This is a genomic window from Clostridium sp. (assembly GCF_036569345.1).
Classification (GTDB): Bacteria; Bacillota; Clostridia; order Clostridiales; family Clostridiaceae; genus Clostridium_AD.
This window is the reverse complement of the sequence record NZ_DATCQT010000170.1, coordinates 21,112-42,413: the sequence shown is the minus strand read 5'-3', so window position 1 is coordinate 42,413 and position 21,302 is coordinate 21,112. Positions and strand designations below refer to the sequence as shown.

Annotated in this window: 17 protein-coding genes; 12 read left to right on the top strand and 5 right to left on the bottom strand. The window is 34.4% G+C overall.

Going from position 1 to position 21,302, the window contains the following annotated elements:
- The 3 genes from VIM70_RS17150 (at position 1) to eutM (VIM70_RS17140) (ending at position 1,368) form a co-directional block, all read left to right on the top strand.
- Positions 1-651: a phosphate propanoyltransferase gene (locus tag VIM70_RS17150; RefSeq protein WP_331946999.1), complete on the top strand. Its 651-nt coding sequence runs from the start codon at positions 1-3 to the stop codon at positions 649-651.
- A 22-nt stretch (positions 652-673) separates the two neighbouring features.
- Positions 674-973, top strand: coding sequence for an ethanolamine utilization microcompartment protein EutM (gene eutM, locus VIM70_RS17145; RefSeq protein WP_331946998.1), 300 nt, complete (start codon positions 674-676; stop codon positions 971-973).
- Between the two features lie 95 nt (positions 974-1,068).
- The gene (gene eutM / locus VIM70_RS17140) at positions 1,069-1,368 is read left to right on the top strand and encodes an ethanolamine utilization microcompartment protein EutM (protein WP_331946997.1); all 300 of its coding nucleotides are present in this window, start codon (positions 1,069-1,071) and stop codon (positions 1,366-1,368) included.
- 192 nt (positions 1,369-1,560) lie between these two features.
- On the opposite strand, the gene VIM70_RS17135 is transcribed toward eutM (VIM70_RS17140), so the two are convergent.
- The 3 genes from VIM70_RS17135 to VIM70_RS17125 form a co-directional block, all read right to left on the bottom strand.
- Positions 1,561-2,331, bottom strand: a complete 771-nt coding sequence (locus VIM70_RS17135; RefSeq protein WP_331946996.1) for a DNA-binding response regulator — start codon at positions 2,329-2,331, stop codon at positions 1,561-1,563.
- Positions 2,328-3,524 carry a sensor histidine kinase gene (locus tag VIM70_RS17130; protein WP_331946995.1) on the bottom strand — a complete coding sequence of 399 codons (1,197 nt, stop codon included), beginning with the start codon at positions 3,522-3,524 and terminating at the stop codon, positions 2,328-2,330. The genes VIM70_RS17135 and VIM70_RS17130 overlap by 4 nt, the downstream gene beginning before the upstream one ends.
- A gap of 240 nt (positions 3,525-3,764) precedes the next feature.
- A complete protein-coding gene (locus VIM70_RS17125; protein ID WP_331946994.1) occupies positions 3,765-4,904 on the bottom strand; it encodes a 1-propanol dehydrogenase PduQ in 1,140 nt (379 codons plus the stop codon).
- A gap of 462 nt (positions 4,905-5,366) precedes the next feature.
- Here VIM70_RS17125 and VIM70_RS17120 point away from each other — a divergent pair, with 462 nt between their 5' ends.
- From VIM70_RS17120 to VIM70_RS17095, 6 genes are all read left to right on the top strand, one after another.
- Positions 5,367-6,275, top strand: coding sequence for a choline kinase family protein (locus VIM70_RS17120; RefSeq protein ID WP_331946993.1), 909 nt, complete (start codon positions 5,367-5,369; stop codon positions 6,273-6,275).
- 444 nt (positions 6,276-6,719) lie between these two features.
- Positions 6,720-8,393, top strand: coding sequence for a sodium:solute symporter family protein (locus VIM70_RS17115; RefSeq protein ID WP_331946992.1), 1,674 nt, complete (start codon positions 6,720-6,722; stop codon positions 8,391-8,393).
- A gap of 393 nt (positions 8,394-8,786) precedes the next feature.
- Positions 8,787-9,407: a heterodisulfide reductase-related iron-sulfur binding cluster gene (locus tag VIM70_RS17110; RefSeq protein ID WP_331946991.1), complete on the top strand. Its 621-nt coding sequence runs from the start codon at positions 8,787-8,789 to the stop codon at positions 9,405-9,407.
- A gap of 561 nt (positions 9,408-9,968) precedes the next feature.
- Complete coding sequence (locus tag VIM70_RS17105) at positions 9,969-10,991, top strand: macro domain-containing protein (RefSeq protein WP_331946990.1); 1,023 nt, start codon at positions 9,969-9,971, stop codon at positions 10,989-10,991.
- 74 nt (positions 10,992-11,065) lie between these two features.
- A complete protein-coding gene (locus VIM70_RS17100) occupies positions 11,066-11,725 on the top strand; it encodes a hypothetical protein (RefSeq protein ID WP_331946989.1) in 660 nt (219 codons plus the stop codon).
- 469 nt (positions 11,726-12,194) lie between these two features.
- Positions 12,195-13,253 carry a peptidoglycan-binding domain-containing protein gene (locus VIM70_RS17095; protein ID WP_331946988.1) on the top strand — a complete coding sequence of 353 codons (1,059 nt, stop codon included), beginning with the start codon at positions 12,195-12,197 and terminating at the stop codon, positions 13,251-13,253.
- 126 nt (positions 13,254-13,379) lie between these two features.
- On the opposite strand, the gene VIM70_RS17090 is transcribed toward VIM70_RS17095, so the two are convergent.
- Positions 13,380-14,378, bottom strand: a complete 999-nt coding sequence (locus VIM70_RS17090) for an inorganic phosphate transporter (RefSeq protein ID WP_331946987.1) — start codon at positions 14,376-14,378, stop codon at positions 13,380-13,382.
- Complete coding sequence (locus tag VIM70_RS17085; RefSeq protein WP_331946986.1) at positions 14,371-14,994, bottom strand: DUF47 domain-containing protein; 624 nt, start codon at positions 14,992-14,994, stop codon at positions 14,371-14,373. Before VIM70_RS17085 ends, VIM70_RS17090 begins: the two co-directional genes overlap by 8 nt.
- 563 nt (positions 14,995-15,557) lie before the next feature.
- Here VIM70_RS17085 and VIM70_RS17080 point away from each other — a divergent pair.
- The 3 genes from VIM70_RS17080 (at position 15,558) to VIM70_RS17070 (ending at position 21,081) form a co-directional block, all read left to right on the top strand.
- Positions 15,558-17,003, top strand: a complete 1,446-nt coding sequence (locus VIM70_RS17080) for an ATP-binding protein (RefSeq protein ID WP_331946985.1) — start codon at positions 15,558-15,560, stop codon at positions 17,001-17,003.
- Between the two features lie 229 nt (positions 17,004-17,232).
- Positions 17,233-19,929, top strand: coding sequence for a CheR family methyltransferase (locus tag VIM70_RS17075; RefSeq protein WP_331946984.1), 2,697 nt, complete (start codon positions 17,233-17,235; stop codon positions 19,927-19,929).
- A 168-nt stretch (positions 19,930-20,097) separates the two neighbouring features.
- The gene (locus VIM70_RS17070; protein ID WP_331946983.1) at positions 20,098-21,081 is read left to right on the top strand and encodes a DUF3231 family protein; all 984 of its coding nucleotides are present in this window, start codon (positions 20,098-20,100) and stop codon (positions 21,079-21,081) included.
- Positions 21,082-21,302 lie beyond the last annotated feature (221 nt).

The window sequence follows — 21,302 nt, the reverse complement described above, 5'->3', positions numbered from 1 at the left end:
ATGGACAAATATGAAGCGGCCCTTAAGCTTTTGCTGGAGGCTGTCCAATCTAATTTGTCTTCTTCAGAAGTGAAAGAGGATATGTATGGAATTCCAGTGGGCGTTTCCAACCGTCATGCTCACCTCTCTCGAGAAGATTTGAAAAGTTTGTTCGGGGAAGGGTATCAGTTGACGAAGATTAAAGATTTATCACAGCCTGGACAAATTGTATGTAAGGAAACAGTAACATTATGCGGCCCTAAGGGTGCGATTGAGAAAGTTAGAATTCTTGGTCCAGTGCGTAGTAAGACACAAGTGGAAGTTCTAACAGGAGATTCCTTTAAACTGGGAGTAGTTTCAACAGCAAGGCTATCAGGTGATTTACAAGGAACACCGGGAATTACATTAATTGGTCCGAAGGGATCTATTCAGACTACAGAAGGTTTGATTGTTGCGCAAAGGCATATCCACATGGTGCCTAAAGATGCAATTCGTTTTGGAGTGCATGATGGACAGATAGTGAGCATTCAAGTTGATGGGCCACGCGGTGGTACTTACAATAATGTTGCCATTAGAGCAAATGATGCCTCGGCACTAGAATGTCATATTGACACAGAAGAGGCAAATGCTATGAACCTTAATTCATTATCAAAAATTAAAATAATAAAATAATAAAATATTAGGAGGAAAAAAGATGAAACAAGATGCATTAGGAATGATTGAAACAAAGGGTTTAGTTGGTAGTATAGAGGCTGCAGATGCAATGGTAAAGGCAGCAAATGTTTACCTAATTGGTAAAGAATATATTGGTGGAGGCCTTGTAACAGTTATGGTAAGAGGCGACGTAGGTGCTGTAAAGGCAGCAACTGATGCTGGTGCTGCAGCAGCACAACGTGTTGGCGAATTAATTTCTGTTCATGTTATTCCTCGTCCACACGGTGAAGTTGAAGCTATTCTTCCTAAAATGGCAAAAGGAGAAGAAGAGGCAAAATAAATTCTGACGTGCATGAGAATAAATAACATAAATTATAGTTAGCAATGATTCTAAAATCATAATATAAAAATAATAAAATATTAGGAGGAAAAAAGATGAAACAAGATGCATTAGGAATGATTGAAACAAAGGGTTTAGTTGGCAGTATTGAGGCTGCAGATGCAATGGTAAAGGCAGCAAATGTTTACCTAATTGGTAAAGAATATATTGGTGGAGGCCTTGTAACAGTTATGGTAAGAGGCGACGTAGGTGCTGTAAAGGCAGCAACTGATGCTGGTGCTGCTGCAGCACAACGCGTTGGCGAATTAATCTCTGTTCATGTTATTCCTCGTCCACACGGCGAAGTTGAAGCTATTCTTCCTAAAATGATAAAAAGGGAAGAAAATATAATATAGATTGCATCTTGACATTTAATCGATATTAAAATAATAACTGCTAATTAAATATGGGCTGTTGCACAACTAAAAAAATTTAGGGTGTAACAACCCTTATTTTTTTGTAAAAATTAAATGCGGGTCCCAAAAGGCCCGCAAGTGATGTAAAATTAATTTATGTGTCTGCATTATTATTAGACTAATACCGAAAGTTTAATCCTTCGGTGTTGATGAACATTCATGTTTCCTATAAGTATTAGGAGTCATGTTCATCTTTGCACAGAATACCCTGTTAAAATAAGATGGATCAGAGAAGCCGCAATCAATCGAAATACGGTAAGCAGGATAATTAGTTGTCTCGAGCAACCTACAGGCATATTGAATTTTCAGATTATTTACATACTCTGTAAATGCGACACCCATCTCCTTTTTAAAAATATGGCTGAAATATTTGGGATTCATAAACGCCTTAGAAGCAAGCATTTCCAGAGTCAATCTTTCACGAAAATGCTCTTTAATATATTTTACAGATTCGTCGATAAAGTTATTCAGGTACTCCTTGTGTTCAGTGGTCTTTTCCTCGATATTTTCCTCAACTAGCACATGACATTCGGCTGCCGAATCCAGCATTTTGTGAAAAATCTGTTTGAAGACGGCGGGCTTGATAGGTTTTAACTGGTATTCGAAAACATGAAGTCTAATTGCTTTTTGTGCATAGGGAAATTCCGAGTAGGCGGACAAAATCGTGATACACGCATTTGGCAGAAATTTTCTTATTTCTTCAATAGCGCTCAGACCATCCATTTCAGGAATCATTATATCCATTATGATAATATCCGGTCGATACTTTTTTGCTAACTTGACGGCCTGAATTCCGCTTTCGCAGGTCAGTAGCTTATCCTCAGGCATAAGATCCTCAAGTACAACTGTTTTGAGAAAATCTTGTTCAAGTATTTCATCTTCCACAATTAAGACCACAATCATTGCGCACCCCCAATAGGTTGAGTTGGTATCGTGATGGTAACGGTACTTCCGCTATAGTCAGATTTTACTATTTTCAATCCGTATTGTTCCCCGTAATATTGTTTTAGCCGTTTGTCTGTATTCCAAAACCCTAGACCTGATTTATTTTCAAATTGTTGCAAGTTATTTAAAACATCTTTTGGAAAACCATTTCCATTGTCAATAATAGAAATAACGATATCGTTTTTATATTCTTCCGCATAAATACTGATTTTACCTCCATCACGTTTTGGGGTGATGCCATGGATTACAGCGTTTTCAACAAGGGGCTGTATCACCATGTTAGGTATTCTGTAAGCCTTAATATTCTCAGGGATGTCACTTTCATATACCAGACGGTTTTTAAATCTTACCTTCTGGATATACAGATATTTCTCAATGTTGTCAATTTCGGCACCAATGGTGTGTAGCTGTTTGTCATGCTTTAAATTGTAGCGCAACAAATCTGAAAGGCAATAGATAAGTTCCTCCGTTTGAGAATGCTCAAAATACGCAATTCGAGCGATACAGTTCAAGGTATTAAATAAAAAATGGGGATTAATCATCAGAGACATGTTTTTAGCTTCTAGATCATTAATTTTTTTCTCTAGTATTTCCTTTTCAATGGACAAACGTACGGCATCTACATCTGTATGACTGATGCTTTGGGATAAGTCTAGAGAAATATTTTTGGCAATGTGACCGCACAACTGCTCGTGTATTTTAATTTTATTAGATTCCACTGTTTTGAGCGAGAAAATTGATTTAGCTATAAATTCCAATTCTGGACTTTTCTCTGCTTCAAGAGACTGGACATCAATCATGTGTTTTTGATATTCTGTACCCTCCAAATAGGCTTGTACACCGGCTATATAACCCAAAGTATCATCTTGCAACGTTATAGGATAAAGTATGTTTTCAAGTCCATATCGGCAGACAAATCTATCCTTGCCGCCAGGTTTGAGTTGGCATCTGTATTCAGAACATACTTGATCTTTATTTTCTTGGCATATATAGGTACAAAAATCGGGCGATGGAATAAACTCAAACAAAATAGTTCCATTATTATCTATTAAAAACAGGGGAAGATCTGACAGAGATAATATACTCATATAACGTGTATATAAATTATTGGAGGCTATTAACTTTTCAAGCAAACTATTAGTTTTATTCATGCTTTTAGCACACCTTTTCCGCCATGTAATTTATAATCAAAAGAAATAAATTGTTGAAGCTCTCTGGCTGGTAAGTCTCTTTCGAATCTGGTTATGGCTTACTAATAATTATAATGTACAACAGTATAAAAGTAAATAACTAATGATATGTTTTTTGAGGATTTTTAACATAGAAACAGGCTAAAACACATGGTTTAGCTGTTTTTATTATCTCAAATTTCTTATGATTTTGGACACTCGTCAATAGCATTTTTGATAAATACGAATCAGATTTTCCTTAGAAGGCTGTCTGGGATTTGTGGGAGTACACCTGTCGAGCATAGCTATGTCTGCCATATGCTCTAGAGCACTTTCAAACGCGTTCTGATCAACTCCAAGTTTTCGAATATTATCTTCGACTCCAAGAGCTTTTTTCAGTTTGTCTACAGCCTGCATAAAGTTCACAGCGCCTTCACGGTTTGTCCTGGCCGGAAGTTGCAGAATCGTTGCCAGTTTTGCGTATCTTCCCGCAGCATAACTGCTAGCACTTCCCCTTAAGTCGGCGTTGTATTCCATCACCGCACTGAGTAAGAGTGCATTAGAGCGACCGTGTGCAATATGAAAAGTCGCCCCCATAGCATGGGCAAGACTGTGAGTGATACCAAGATTTGAATTAGTAAATGCCATCCCTGCCATGCAGGAAGCATTTTGAACACGATCCCTTGCATTGGAATCCTTCACATTATTGTAAAGCTTCTCAATGTTCTCGAAGATAAGTTTCACTGCTTTTTCCGCAAGAGCGTCTGTAAAGTCGGTCGCATTTGTGGAAACATAGGATTCCACCGCATGAACAAGGACATCTATGCCCGTATCTACAACCACACGTTTTGGAACATGTTGAATACATGTAGAGTCAAGTATGGCAATGTCCGGTGCGATAAAATCATCTACTATACACACCTTTTCCCCACCTGATGTAATAACGGTGAAGTCCGTTACTTCTGAGCCCGTTCCACTTGTGGAAGGAATTGCAATAAATAATGGTTTTTTCATTTCACTACCTGCTGCGCTTGCTAGTTTCCACGAAAAATAAAGGATACCCTTAGCGGTATCGATGGCAGAGCCTCCGCCCATTGCCACTAGTACATCTGCATCGCTTTCGCCGTATAGTCTCATCCCCTCTACAATCACATTGACATCAGGGTCAGGGCGAACCTCCGAAAAAACAACAGAGCTTATTCCTGCTTTATGTAGGTAATCTACCACATTTTGAAGATATCCCAACTTTCCCATTATGGAATCCAAGACAATAAATGCCCGAGTTCCAGAAATCTGTTCTAAAAGTTGTATGGATTGCTTATTAAAATAAACCTTGGATTTCAGTTTAAACTTATCTTCCATGATTTTACCTCCTATTTTTTGCTACTAATATAAGACTTATTTTCAGCAAATAAAATCAATATATAACATATCACTTATTGTATATTTATAGATTTTTATGGACATTGTTTTATTAATAAGTGTTTTTAAAAAATTACTGATAATATGATGTTATCATATAAAACATTTAGTTTATTGCAGATTAAATATATAGTTTTAGTACTATTGTACCTATTTAAAATCAGACATTGTACAATATTGTTTTTATTGAACAAAAGCGACTTTAAAGTTGTAATTTATCAATTTTATCTTTCTTGAGATAGAAATGTGATATAATAACTATATATTCAGCATTTATTCTGAGAAAATACCTTTTACAATTAGGAATAAGTGTAATATACTATCGATATAAAAAAAATGTTTATTCGGCGTTTGTGTATCCTTATTATAAAGTGAAAAAATGAAATATGTGTGGTGGAATTAATGGAAGAATTAGTACAAAAAAAATTGCGTCTTTTTTTTAATGATGATAGCATTATATTCGATAAATCTCGTTTTGCAGGCGGACTTACCAATTACAACTACCTTATGAATATTAAGGGAACCGAGTATGTTGTACGGCAGCCGGGTGGCATGACTAATGAGATGATCGACCGTAAAATTGAAAAAATTAACAATTGTATCGCAACAGAGGTCGGTTTGAATTGTGAATGCGTTTATTTTGATGAGGACAGTGGAATTAAATTCAGTGTATACATTAAAAACAGCAAAAACATTGCGCTTACTGATCCATGTAGTATTACAAACCTGAGAGCTGTTTCTGGTCTTTTGAAAAAAACTCATGCCAACCCAAAGCAGTTTCCTAATACCTTCGATTGGCAAACGGAGTTGAATAAATATGAACAGATTATTCAAGAGCTTAATGGCGGTTTTTTCTTTGACTACGCTGATTTGAAAAAACAATTGATTGATTTTATGCAAAAGAATATAAAAAATATAATTTCTGTCCCATGTCATAATGACACAGTGCCTGAAAACTTTGTCGCAGATGACAATGGCAGAACTTACCTTGTAGACTGGGAATACTCTGGTATGAACGATCCAAGCTGGGATGTGGCCGCGTATATTCTTGAATCCAGATTGACTGGAGAGGCAATTCAATATTTTCTTTTTGACTACTATGGTCAATCTCTGACACCTGAAGAATTATTAAAAATAAAATGCTTTATGGTAGCGCAGGACTTGCTTTGGATGGTATGGGCAATGATTAGACACTACAGTGGCGATGATTTCTTAGACTATTGCTGCGCCAGATACGAACGCTTTCAAAAGAATGTAAAGGCAATCACTGTTTCATCAGATTATTCCATTTCCGATATGGTAGAGAATTAGGGATCCATAACGGTTGGTGGAGAAGGTGTGTTTTGATGTGAATTGAGAATTCTACATATAAAATTTCAAAATCCGGAGGTCATGCCTGAAACACGGCATGGCCTCTTTTTCAGTTCACACAACATGCTTATAATCTAATAGGTACCTAAGAGAATTAATTTTCTCTTATAATGTATTGATTAAAAAATAATATTTAATACTATTAGTGCAATAAAGTACTGATAGTACAAAAACTTCAAAAAGCTAGCGGATATAATGCAGTAAAACACTGAAATTTATGCCATAAAAAAATCTCTTATTCAGTTACAATTAACATAGAGTGAAATAGTAGTTCCAGGCGGCAATATATTGTTAATGAAAACGGTTTATATTGTTTTGTTTAGTAGAGTGCCATAATCGAAATAACTATTAACTAAAGATTTTACAGGGAGGTAGTGAAGGATTATGAAATATGGAAATGTTAATCCAATATGGTCTTGGTTAGTTTTGTTTGTTTATTTAGGCTTTTGTATTTATTTAGGTTCTAGGGCTTATATTCAACAGAAAAAAAGTAAAAATGCCGAGGCTGAAAGTAACGATTACTGGATTACTGGTCGTAGTCAGCCTGCATATATGGTAGGTATGTCTATTGCATCTGGTTGGATGTTAATAGGTATGATTACCTGGATGACATGGGCAACTTATGATCAAGGTTTGGCGGGCTTATGGCTTGTGGCTATTCCATGGTTGTTATCAATGGTTATTCAAATTTGTATGGTACCTTTTATAAGGAGAATCAAAGCTATTTCTCAATGCCAAATGTTGCAAAATCGTTTTGGTATGTCTGCACGTGTTTTTTCAGCATTCATAAATATTTTCTCTTATACAATTTGGTCCGCTGCTGAGTTGTATGCTGCATCACTTATAATGGCGCCAGCATTACATATTTCCGTATTTTGGATGATTGTAATTTATGCGGTACCTATCGCTATATATCTGTGTTTAGGTGGTTTTAGATCTGTAATAAACGCAAATATACTTCAGTTTTTCATGGGAGCAACTATTCTACTTGTGGTTGTAATTTCAATGTACTCTGCAGCTAGAGGAATTGCAAGTGGTAACGGCACAACAATATGGACAATGTTGGGTCATCAAAATGTAATTAATGGTGCTGGATATCCATATAATTCTGTAAAGCCAGCAACAAGTCTTTTTGGATACACTTCAATAGCATTACCACTAGTTGTTATGTTTGGACTCCTTCCAGGATGGGGTGGGGCAGAAGATTTTTGGTTAAAAGCTCAGTCTGCTATTTCTACAAAGGCTGCTATTAAGGGAGGTATATATAGCTTATTTTTCAATGCATTTGTAATAGTAATTCCTTCCTCACTTATAGGGTTATTTGGACTTATAATTTTTAAGCCAGTATTGAATCATGGAGTTTTAGCTGCTGCAGTTGCTTTGGGAGATAAAGGTGGTTATGATTTAATATCAGTTTATATTAATAACTATATGTCTCCATTGCTTAAGTCTTTTTTAATCTTTCTTCTCTCAGCACATAGTATGTCAACAGTAGCAAATTATAGTAATGTTTGTTCTATGAATTTGTCTTACGATGTTTTACAACCTCTGATTTATAAGAAAAGAAATTGGAGTGATGAGAAAATTATAAAATGGTCTCGTATTATTACAGTGTTAATTATAATTTTAAATATGGGATTGGCTTGGCTTTATAACATTCCGTCATTTGGGTCTTCACTTAATGATGCTTACTTCTTATCATCAGGATTATTAAGTGCTGCAGTTGCCATTATGTTATATTCTATGTTTTGGAAACGTGCTAACCTTAGAGGTGTAATGACAGGTGGAATATGTGGAGCATTAGGCACTTTTATATTTTTCATTTTAGAATACAAGGTATGGAAATTTTCTTATAATATGCCTGTATTTGACTGGATATTTGGAAAGGGTGCATTAGCTAGTACTTTATTGGGATATTGTGTTATTGGTGTACTTGCAGGGATGGTCGGTCTTATCATAGGTACTTATTTAGCACCACCTCCATCGGCAAAATTGTTAGGGGCAATTGCTGATAAGCCATGTGATAATAATGAAGAATTCTTTAAAGACATGTCATAAGCATATTGGCATGCATATAAGGGTTAAATTATCATAGTTGCTTTAATGCATAATAATATAATTGAGAAAAAACTTGTTTTTAGATAAGTAAGCGGTAAATAACTAATCAAATTGATAGTTATCTACTGCTTATTTTCAATCTTTCTCATTTATTTAACATTCATTAGTAATATTTACCTATGGTGATAGTAATTTAAACAAATTAAGGTCATTTACACATTAGTATCATCAAATAGAAAAATTTTTCTTCTTATAGCAAAGGGATTAATACTTCTTTCAAAAGGGTAATAAGTTAATTATTAAGTATGATATAAATGTAAAGGTACAAGCTACACATAAACACTAAGGGAGGACAAAATTATGAATCAAGTATTTGCACCAGGTTGCACTTTAATGTTGTACAAACCGGAGCTTGTAGATAAACTTAAAACGCTTATAGTCTCAGAGTTTGGCGAAATGCCTACACTTTTGACTTGTTGCTTTCACGATTCTAAATTGGAGCACGGCACACGGGTAATTACAGTATGTTCAGCCTGTGACAAAAGTTATAGAGAATTATACGAAGGGATCGCAACGGTATTATTTTGGGAGGTATTGGCCGATAGTGAAACTTTTAATTTCCCTGACTATAAGGGCATAGAAATGGCTATACAAGATACTTGCTACAGCCGCACAGATGAGAGTTACCAGAATGCCATCCGTAAATTATTAGCAAGGATGAATATAAGGGTTATTGAGCCTGAGTTAACACGAACCAAAGCAATTTGTTGCGGAGACCATTTTTATGGGAATCTGCCGGTAGAACAGGTCAATGAACTGATGAAAAAACGTGCACAACAAATGCCTTGTGAGGAAGTTGTGGTTTCTTGTGTTTCCTGTGTCAAATCTATGCATATTGGGGGCAAAAAACCACGATTTATTATTGATTTATTGTTTAGAGAAGATACACTAATAGATAATTATGAAACTCAGGGTTGGCACAAACAGATGGAAGACTTTATTGAGGCACATTAAAATTTGAAATAATCGTAAAGACATCACTGGAAGGCTAAAAAATTAGCACATCTTATAACACAATTAGCCATAGTTTGACTTGGAAATACTCTCAGCTTTTTGAAATCATTTTCCTGACGGTATATGTGCATAGCGTTAAAATATTTTGAGACATAATATATTCTACTGTTGATGGCAAAGCTATATTTCCTTTAATAACAGGTTTTTATAAATGGGAGAACATAGTAGTAGTGTTACTTCGGCATATAAATGTATAATATTACGGATTACAATCAAACAGTTTAATAAGAAAATTAAGAAGTGCTGGAAAGCACTTTTTTTTATTTTGATAATTGTTGAATATATTGAGTGTATCAGTTTGAAAGAAGTGTAATTAAATCAATCCTATAAAATTAAAGATTAGTTAATATACTCTAAGAGTAATTTTGGAGTTCTGATTTTTGTGTAGATTTAAAAGGATAATTATAAATGTATATAGAATTATTATAATAAATGGTGAGTAATTAAATTAAATAAATGAAGAGATACAGCAAGAAATTTCTTGAAGGGAGAAAAGCTAATATGCCCATGATAATAATCCGAAATGATATAACAAAAATGAAAATAGATATAATTGTAAATGCTGCAAATACGGCACTAAAAATGGGGGGTGGAGTATGTGGAGCAATATTCTCTGGCGCCGGGGCTGAAAAGCTTCAAGAGGAATGCGATGCACTCGGAAAGTGCAATGTTGGTCAAGCAGTCATCACAAGTGGTTATAGCCTTCCAGCAAAGTACATTATTCATACAGTTGGTCCTATATGGGACGGTGGTAACTCGGGTGAGGCAAATTCGCTACATAATTGTTACATTAATTCACTAAAACTTGCTTTGAAATATAAGTGCAAATCTATCGCCTTCCCGTTGATATCATCCGGAATCTATGGCTACCCGAAAGATAAGGCATTACAGATAGCAATTTCTGCAATAGGCGAATTTCTAATAAACCATGAGATGACGGTTTATCTAGTAGTCTATGATAAGAAAGCCTTTGTTTTGAGTGGAAAACTTTTTTCTGCAATTGAAAAATATATTGATGATAACTATGTTGAGGAGCACCAACATAGCGAACGCCAAAGGAATATAGAGCCTTACGAATATCATCAATTTGAAGATATTCATGAGAATTATTTAGAAGGTGATGTTTGTGATCCTCTGCCACAAATAAATGGAAAACGTAGTCTTGAGGAGGTAATAAGTCAACTCGATGAATCTTTTTCAAAAATGTTGTTGAGGCTTATTGATGAAAAAGGAATGACAGATGTTGAAACTTATAAGAAGGCAAATATAGACCGAAAGTTGTTTTCTAAAATCCGAAGTTGTAAAGGCTACAACCCTAGTAAAGTTACATCAATAGCCTTTGCCATAGCTATTAGGTTGAGTTTGGATGAAACACGTGATTTGCTAAATAAAGCTGGATACACATTGTCTCACAGCAATAAATTTGATGTAATTATTGAGTATTTCATAGAAGAAGGCAATTACAACATCTACGAGATAAATGAGGCATTGTTTGCCTTTGAGCAAGTTCTACTTGGCGTATAATTGTCGCTTTGAAAGCGACCAATTAGAATCGTAATTTTGTTATCCTTTAATTATTAAGTAAGGGGGTTAACAAGATGAAAACAAATTTAACGGAATTGGTATTTATACTTGATAGGAGCGGTTCTATGTCAGGACTTGAGAGGGACACTATAGGAGGCTACAATTCATTACTCAAAAAACAAAGGGAAGAGCCAGGAGACGCAATTATCACCACAGTGCTTTTCGATGACAATTATGAATTATTACATGACAGAATAAATGTTAAAGGTATTCGTCCTATGACAGAAAAAGAATATTTTGTTTGTGGGTGCACTGCACTTTTGGATGCTATTGGAAAGACGATTAATAAGATTGGGAATGTACAGAGAAATACTAGTGAGCAAGAGCGTGCAGATAAGGTGATGTTCGTAATCACTACTGATGGAATGGAAAATGCTAGCAAAGAGTACAATTATGAAAAAATAAAAAAAATGGTTGAATGGCAGAAAGAAAAATACGGATGGGAATTCATTTTCATAGGAGCTAATATTGACGCTATTTCAACAGCAGCAAAAGTTGGTATTAGCTCAGACAGAGCAGCCAATTATAATGCTGATGGAGAGGGCACGAGATTGAATTATGATGCAGTTAGTCATGTTGTATCTGAACTTCGTGCAAGTAGAGCAATTACAAAGAGTTGGAAAGCAGAGATTGAGGATGACTTTACACGCCGAAGTAAAAATAGAAGTAGATAGTTTGTTAATTGTTTATCGACAATATTAATGCTATATTTATCAAACTAGCGTTAAAAAAATCCGATTTTATTTATAACGGTCAGTGTAATAAATTTAAGGGTTTTAATGTTCTTAATATTGAGCTGAAACCTTTTACTAAATCCATAAATCTAAAACGTTCAATAGAATAAGTCTTATTAATTCTGAATCTAGATGGAATTAATTAAATATATATACACAATATAGAATAAATGTATTTATAATGAAAAATATTAAAGAAATTATGAGAATATTTTAAATAAACAATCTTTTTCAAAAGAATATAACAAATATACTTGTATTTACCATTATTTTTTTGTATAATAAAGATGTAAGATTTTAGGAAACAAATATTTTTTTATGGTTTGATAATTAACAAACTAAGTTGTTAGTTCTTAATCTTACAACAATATATTTTTACTTTTAAAAACATATTAAAGGGGGAAAAATAATGAAAAAAACATTAACAACGGTTGCTTATGCATTAACAGTGGCAATGACACTTTCATTTGCTGCAGGGAGTTCAGGACTGGGTAATTTAGGTGGTGTGGGTGTTGTTTCAGCACAAACAATGTCTGTGGCTCCATTAAGCACAACTTGGGCAGTTACATACGGCTCAAACAGTAGTGATGTTAAACGATTACAAGTTGCACTTAACGCAATTCGTGCATACAATCTTACAGCTGATGGTGTCTTTGGGAAAGCTACTGAGGCAGCCGTAAAGAACTTTCAATGGAAATATGGTATTAATATGGATGGAGTAGCAGGTAGAGGTACTTTGTCAAGAATAAATGTACAATTAGCAGCACTAAAAACTCCAGTTGTGACACCACCAGTAGTAGTAACTCCTACATCTGTAAAGATTTCTGAAGGATTAGGAAATACTACAGTATTTAGAAATGGTCCTGGAGCTGATACCACAGGTATGCCAGTTTACAGTATTACCACTGCTATGGCGGATGTTAGCTTTGATGCGAATGGAAGAATCCTAAATGCATATTTAGATGCCTATGAAGTTGCCACTCCAAATTATGATGGGGCATCAATGCCAGAGTTTTCAGGATGGCCTGGTACTCCTGGATATAATATAACTGATCCTGTTACAGGAGTAGTTACGGTGGGACCTAAAAATACATTGGATAAAGCAACTGCTGAAGTAAGTGCATGGAAAACTAAACGTCAACGTGGAGATGCTTATGGAATGAATGCAACTAATGAGTGGTACAAGCAAATGAATTTCTACCAAAAATTCTTTGTTGGTAAAACTGTCGCTGAATTAGACGCTTGGTTTGCAAAATATACAACTACAGCTGGTCGTCCAATAAAAGCTACAACAACAAATGTAACAGATCTTGCTAAATATAATAAACTTACTGCTACAGAAAAGGCTGGTCTTGCAGATGTTGTAACAGGTGCTACTATGTCACTTAGTGATGCTCATGGAGATTTCTTAGGTGCAATTAAAAGTGCCTATGCGAATCGTGTTACAGTAACAATACCAGTTAAATAAGTATATAGAACAATTAAATTAATCAACCCCCATCTCATATTTCCTTCTATACACAGGGAAACATGGAGATGAGGGTTGATTTCTTTTTAATTAAAATCGTAAAGATAAAAACAAAGTTTTATCTATTTATCTGTAAAACACAAGCGAAATTATTGATGCTATAATTGCGCTGCAAGGAATAGTTAAAACCCATGCCATAAGTATAGTTCTCGCAAGGCCCCATCTAACGGCGGTAAGCCTTTTACAAGACCCAACACCCATTATTGCACTACTTATTACGTGAGTAGTACTTACTGGTGCACCTAGTGCTGTAGCAACTTGAATAGTAAGTGCAGCTGCAGTTTCAGCGGCAAATCCATCTATCGGTTCTAGTTTTATCATATTAACACCCATAGTTTTTATTATTTTCCATCCACCGGTCATTGTACCTAATGCCATTGCTAATGCACAGGCAATTTTCACCCACAATGGTATATCAAAGTTATTTCCATTTAAAAATCCTCCTGCAATTAGAGCCATAGTTATAACACCCATAGATTTTTGAGCATCATTTGAACCATGACTATATGACATTAAAGCAGCAGAACAAATTTGTAATTTTTTAAATACTCCAGTGACTTTTTTATGTGTTGCTTTATGAAACAGCCATGTAAGTATAAACATAAATAAAAATCCAAATATAAGTCCAAATATTGGTGAAGATATAAGTGGAATTATTATTTTATCAAAAAAACCTTTCCAATTGACAACAGAAAAATCAAGTCTATGTGAAGTTATGGAAGCACCTAAAAGTCCACCAATAAGTGCATGGGAAGAGGAACTAGGTATAGCAAAATACCAAGTTATTAGGTTCCAGGTAATGGCTCCTATTAGAGCTATAGCTATAATTTTGGGAGTAGCTATACCATTATTAATTATTCCTGTTCCTATAGTTTTCGCAACCTCCGTATTTAACATAGCACCAAGGAAATTTAAAGCAGCAGCCATTAACAATGCCTTCATAGGTGTAAGTACTTTAGTTCCAATTGAAGTAGCAATAGAGTTAGCCGTATCGTGAAAGCCGTTTATAAAATCAAAGCTAAGCGCTAATAGTATAACAATTATTATAATGGTAGAATTAAGCATATTTCATGCCAACTCCTCGAATTTCATTTGCAAGTGTTTCACAAGCATCAATGCTATCCTCTAAATGTTGGTATAAGTCTTTCCATTTCAAGACAGTTAGAATATCTTCTGGGTTTTTAAAAAGTTTTCTCATAGCCTTTCTATAGATCAAATCTGCTTCGTTCTCTATAGTGTTTACTTCAATTATTTTTTTTACTAATATTGTACTTTTACTAAGATATTTTAATTCTGAAATAACATTAACAAGAACAGAAGTAACAGTTATAAGTTTGTCAACAAGTTCTATTGATTCTGGTGTAGCAGTAGTCACATTATACATGTAGAATAAATTAGCTGTTGATTCGATATTATCAGTAATAGTGTCTATTCCTTTTGTTATATTGAATATGTCCTCCCTATCTAGCGGAGTTATAAACATTTTTTTAGTATACTCAATTAATTCATGAGTTATTACGTCTCCTTCATGCTCAAGGTTTACTAATTTATCTAATCTCCCCGTTGGATTATCAAGTTCATTCATTAGGAATTGTAGTTCTTTTGCTGAATCATTAAAAACATCGGCCCCCTTAGAAAAAAGTTCGAAAAATACCTTGTCTTTTGGTTTGAAATTGAACATATTGTTCCTCCTTTGATAAATAAAATTATGCTGTATAATAAAACCATTAATACAGAATAAATAATTAAATATGTTTAAAACAGTACACCCCTAATTATATGATATTACTTAACAAAGCACAATGTTGTATTAACATAATTAACATAACTTAACATAGCTTAACATAGCTTAACATAACTTAACATTGGTAAGAAAATATATAGAGTCTTTTAATTTATAATTTATAAGAATGATAATTATCTTACATTAAAGTATATAATAGTATATATACTTTAATGTATTTTCAGAACTAAATGCTGTATTGTTGAAGCAACTGATACAGTATTTTTGTGTTTTTTCCCAAACATAAACATCATTGATTTTATGGTTTTTAAGCAGGAGAAATCTCTTGTTTTTCTATGTGCAGAGTTTGACGAAAGTTGCGAGTGAAATATAATGATAAACGCACTATAATTAAAGGGAAGTTATGGATATATATAGAATGTAACTATAATAAAAGTATATAGAGTAATAGAATAATTAATAATATTATTAAATAAATTTGAGTAATTAAACAAAAGGAGATGTGCATTATTAAAAATATAATGCCAAGTATAGGTTTGAATTATAAGAATGATAATAATGAGTATATAGGTAAATATGATTCTGAAATAAAGTTAAATGAGAAAATTATACAACTTGAACAGGAGCTACAGCATACCAAGGAATGCCTCCAGTTATCAAATGAGGAACATCTTGTTTACAATGAAGAACTCTTGAGTGCAAACGAAGAATATCAATTAGTTAATAATGAATTACTAAAAATCAACACCCAGTTTCAATATAAAAATCAAGAATTGGCTGATTTGTACAGTGATATGACAAACTATTTAAACAGTACTGATATTGGAACTATTTTTCTTGATGAAAATCTTTGTATAAGAAAGTTTACACCAAGCATTACTAAAGAGATAAACCTTAAGGCACAGGATATTGGGCGTCCAATGCATCACATAGTAAGTAATCTCAAAAATGATGATTTAAATATGGGTGCAAGTGAAGTATTAAGAAATCATATGCCGTATGAGAAGGAAATTCAAAGCAAAAATGGAACCTGGTATTTAATGAAATGTACGCCGTATTGTACAATTGAAAATTCAATTAAAGGAGTCGTCTTATCTCTTGTGGATATAACAAACAAGAAATTACTAAATGAATCGATTTTATCAGAAACTTTAAAGACAGAGTTTTTTACTAACCTTTCTCATGAACTCCGAACGCCCCTAAATGTAATTTTAAGTGCATTACAGCTTTTGGATAAATATGAAAGTAGCAGTGATGTTAATGATAAAGAAATAAAATTTAAAAAGTATAGTAAGATAATGAAACAGAATTGTTACAGACAATTACGCCTGGTTAATAATATGATTGATATTACAAAACTTGATTCAGGTTATTTTGAGTTAAATCTGCAGAACTGTAATATTGTCCATGTTGTTGAGAGTGTTACTATGTCAGTATCTGAATATATTAAAATTAAATCCATTGAATTAATTTTTGATACTGATATAGAGGATTGTATAATGTCATGTGATCCAGAAAAGATAGAAAGGGTAATACTAAATCTTCTTTCTAATTCAATAAAATTCACAAAACCAGGGGGGAGTATGAAAGTAAATATGTATGATAAGGGAGAAAATATTATAATATCAATAAAAGATACAGGCATAGGTATTCCAAGTGATAAGTTAGATATTATCTTTGATCGATTTAGGCAGGTAGATAGGTCACTTACTCGAAAACAGGAGGGTAGTGGTATAGGACTTTCTATAGTAAAATCACTTGTGGAGCTACATAAAGGCACAATTTCTGTATTTAGTGAATATGGCAAAGGGACAGAGTTTATCATTGTGTTTCCAGTAATAGTACATCCTAAAGAAAGCAGTATAGGTGGAATATTTGAAGCTGAATTACAGGAAAGAATTGAGAGAATACATGTTGAGTTTTCTGATATCTATTCCTTAAATTAGATAGAATGGAATATATTTTATAGTATGATCACATTGCAGGCCTATTAGGGGATAACAATTATCAATTGTTATCCCCTAACCTATATAAGTGGGAGATTCTACTTCTTAAATAGTAAAAATAGATTGATAAAAGAAATAATATAAAAACTATTATACTCTTGTGCAAACAATTTGTTATAATAAGATAAAGTGATGTGTGAATCGATCTATCTATAAATGGAGGGGTATGATGAAAGAGGATAAGAACATTGAAACAAACGTAATTACTAAAAATTCTGGTGGTAATGCTCCCAAAATTGATACCGCAAAAACAGATTTTTCAATAGTTGGCATAGGAGCTTCCGCAGGAGGATTGAATGCTTTGTCAGATTTCCTCAGTAATGTGCCTGAAAATAGTGGATTGGCTTTTGTTATTGTTCAGCACATGGAGAAGAATAGTAAGAAGATTTTGGTGGAGTTACTTAAAAGTGATACTAGTATGAAAGTTGTACAGGCCTATGAGAACATATCTGTTGAGCCGGATTTTGTCTATGTAATTCCACCAAACAAGAATATGTCTATTAAAAATAATGTGATACATATTTCTGAATTTATTGAGCCTCACAATCTGCGTAAGCCCATAGATTTCTTCTTTTGCTCCCTGGCGAAGGATAAGCAGGATAGGAGTATCGGCGTCATACTCTCAGGTATGGGTAAAGATGGTACAGTAGGACTAAGAGAAATTAAGGAAAAAGGAGGAAGCACCTTTATTCAAGAACCATCCTCTGCTAAATATGGAGACATGCCTCAAAGTGCCATTGATGCAGGTCTTGCAGATGTTATATCCACGGTAAAGACAATGCCTTTAAAAATTATTTCCTATCTCGAGCACAAGCCACCTATGGTTATAGAAGATAAACATAGTGCAGATAAACTCAAGAACTACTTCGACAATATTATAGGAATGTTACGATCACATACAGGGCATGATTTCTCTTCATATAAAAAAAATACTATTCAACGTAGGATTGAGTGGTGTATGGGCATTCATAAAATTGATGATATAGCCGCTTACGTCCATTTTTTAAAGGATAATCCTCAGGAACTGAATTTGTTATTTAAAGAATTTTTAATTGGGGTTACCAGTTTCTTTCGCGAGCAGGCGGAGTGGGAACTTCTAAAGGACAAAGTAATACCTGCACTCTTAGCGCAGCGATCGCCAAATGAAACGGTTCGAGTTTGGATATCTGGTTGTTCCACTGGTGAGGAGGCTTACTCCTTAGCGATTGTCTTTAAAGATGTGATAGATAAGTTAAAAAATTCCAAAGGCTTTTCTATTCAGATTTTTGCTACTGATCTTGATAGTGAAGCTATTGATAAAGCTCGGGAGGGAGTTTTCTCAGCTAATATAGCAAAAGATATGTCCGCTGAGCGCCTGAATAAGTATTTTATCAAAGTGGATCGTGGATACCAGGTTGCAGCAGAGATTCGGGATATGGTCATCTTTGCTCAGCAAAACATGATTAAGGATCCACCATTTACAAAAATCGATATAATGATCTGCCGAAACCTGCTTATTTACCTAACACCAGAAATCCAGAAAAAGCTCATTCCACTTTTTCACTACAGTCTTAATAGTGGCGGATTTTTGTTTTTAGGAAGCGCAGAGTCAGTTGGGAACTTTACAGAGCTTTTTAAACCACTTGATCTAAAATCACGGATCTATCAGAGGCTGCGACCTCTAATTCAGAGTTCGCCTATAGAGTTTCCTAACTCCTTTGCACCGTATAAGCCTGAAGTTAACCAGCCGTCAGCTGAGGTTCAGAACATGCAGTCGCTAGCGGATAAACTGATTTTGCAATATTACTCACCTGCAACTTTGCTCGTCAATGGTAAAGGTGATATCCTCTACATTACTGGGAGAACGGGTAAGTACTTGGAACCGGCTGCTGGTAAGGTTAATTGGAATATTTTTGCCATGGCACGTGAAGGGTTAAACTATAAACTTAATGATACCTTCTACAAGGCTGTACGACAGAATAAGGAAATTACTTCCAAGAATGCTGTTGTACTGAACGAAGGTGGAACACTGATGGTTGATATCTCAGTAAATCCTCTCAAAGAGCCGGAGGAGCTGCGAGGGCTGGTAATGATTATTTTTACTGACGTGACCATCCCTATTGAATGCGACGTAGTAAGGCAAACCGGACAAATTCCCGCAAGTAATAAGCGGGAAGAGGAACTAGAGCAAGAACTACTACAAACTCGTCAAATGTGGCAAGTTGCTGGTGCAGAAATGCAGATATCGCAAGAAGAATTTAAAGCCAGCAATGAGGAATTGCAGTCATGTAACGAAGAACTTCAGTCGACAAATGAGGAACTGACAACAACTAAGGAAGAAGTACAGTCCTCAAATGAAGAGTTAAAGACGATTAATTTTCAACAACAGGTAAAGTTAGAAAATCTGTCACTAGTCACAAGCGATATGATGAATCTGATGGACAGCACGAAGATTGCCATTTTGTTTTTAGATAACACGTTGCTCGTTAAGCGATTCACAAGCCAAATGACTGTAGTCTCAAGGCTTATTGCAAGTGACGTGGGAAGGCCAATAACCGATATTGCATCAGATCTTATTTATCCTGAACTTACAGAGGATGTTAGATCTGTGCAACATACGTTGATTATTGTTGAAAAACAGGTTATGTCTCGCGATGGAAGTTGGTTTAATGCCCGTATTCTTCCTTACCAAACGTTAGAAGGCGAAGTTGATGGTGTTGTCATAACTTTTGTAGATATAACTAAATCCAAAGAGCTAGAGGCGAAGCTCAGTAAATCAAAATTGGATTTGAAGCACGAACTATTACTGGCAAATAACAAGTTGCTAGGTGAAGTACAAAAGGGTCAAAGAGAAGTCGCTGCTTCTAAGGAAGGGTCGCATAAGTAAGTTTTAAGGGACATTCAAGTAAATAACAAGTGAGTATGGGGGTCTATTTTGCGTCATACTTTGACTGGTTATTTATTTTCATGCCCCTAAGTATTTTATCCCTAATTGTATATATAAAAGTTATTCTACACATAATAATAACAATATTTACAATTGAGGGGTGAAAGATTGGATATAGTTTCATTAATAAAGAAAGTTAAAAAGAGAGAAGACGTTATAGATATCCAGGAGGCATATAATATATATAGTCTTCTAAGAGCAAGATATGTTAGTACTCAAACAGTTCAATTATTTAAGAACTTTGTTCATGACATAGGTTGGGAAGTAGTCCTAAATGGATTTCAGAAAAATTTTGAAAATCGAATAAATAATTTAGAGAAATTAGGTGAAAAATTTCGTATCATAATGCCAAACAGACCTCCGGTGGACGTTAAGTTTGCAACCCGTCTTAATGATATAACAGATGATTATATCTATAAAAAGATATACCATGACCTTGTAGCGCAGTTGATGTCTCTTAGCCATGCAGTTCGCTCAACTAGTACGAATGATAATTTAAGAAGTATTATCATACAAGATTTAAAAACTCATTTTCAGGATTTTGATACCCTTTATAAGTTTGGTAAATTAAAGGGCTGGGAGGAGACGTATCCTACATATAAGACAGCTATTCTACAAGAAAAAGAAGCGCTTTCCACGTCAGAAGCATTTCATATTTGGGATCATATTGTTATGAGATATGAACAAATTGAACTCATAGGTATATTCGGGGGTTTTGCTCATGATACTGAGTTTAAGGTAATACTTCAACATGGGTTATATATTTATAACAAGCAGGTTAAAAAGCTAGAGGATTTAGCACTAAAGCTTAATATACCGTTACCTAACAGATCGGCACTGCCAGTAAAGACACCAATAGATCCTGAAATGATCACGGATAAGTTTATGTACCGAATTATTTTAAGCTGGCAATTATCATCCTTAGATGCTCATCTCAGAGCAATTATTGAGACAATTAGGAACGAGGAATTGCGTAAGTTATGGACCGGTATCCTTGATTCGGAGTTAGAGTATTACGATAAATATCTGAAGTATGGAAAAATGAAGGGTTGGACAAGAGCAATCCCAATTTACGGCGAGCCAGTTACATAAAATTATTACTTATTTTGAAGTGAAAAAAGAGAGAAAACGCCATGTACTAGTTGTAATAACTAATACATGGCGTTTTCTATTTTTAGAATTCCAATACTGTTTTCATTTTCCTTATTTTATGGTATATTATTAATATAATACATATTTAACTATTTTTTTATAATAATATATTTCTAAAGTTATAAAGCCAATTAATAATATTTTAGGAAAAAGGAGAAGTT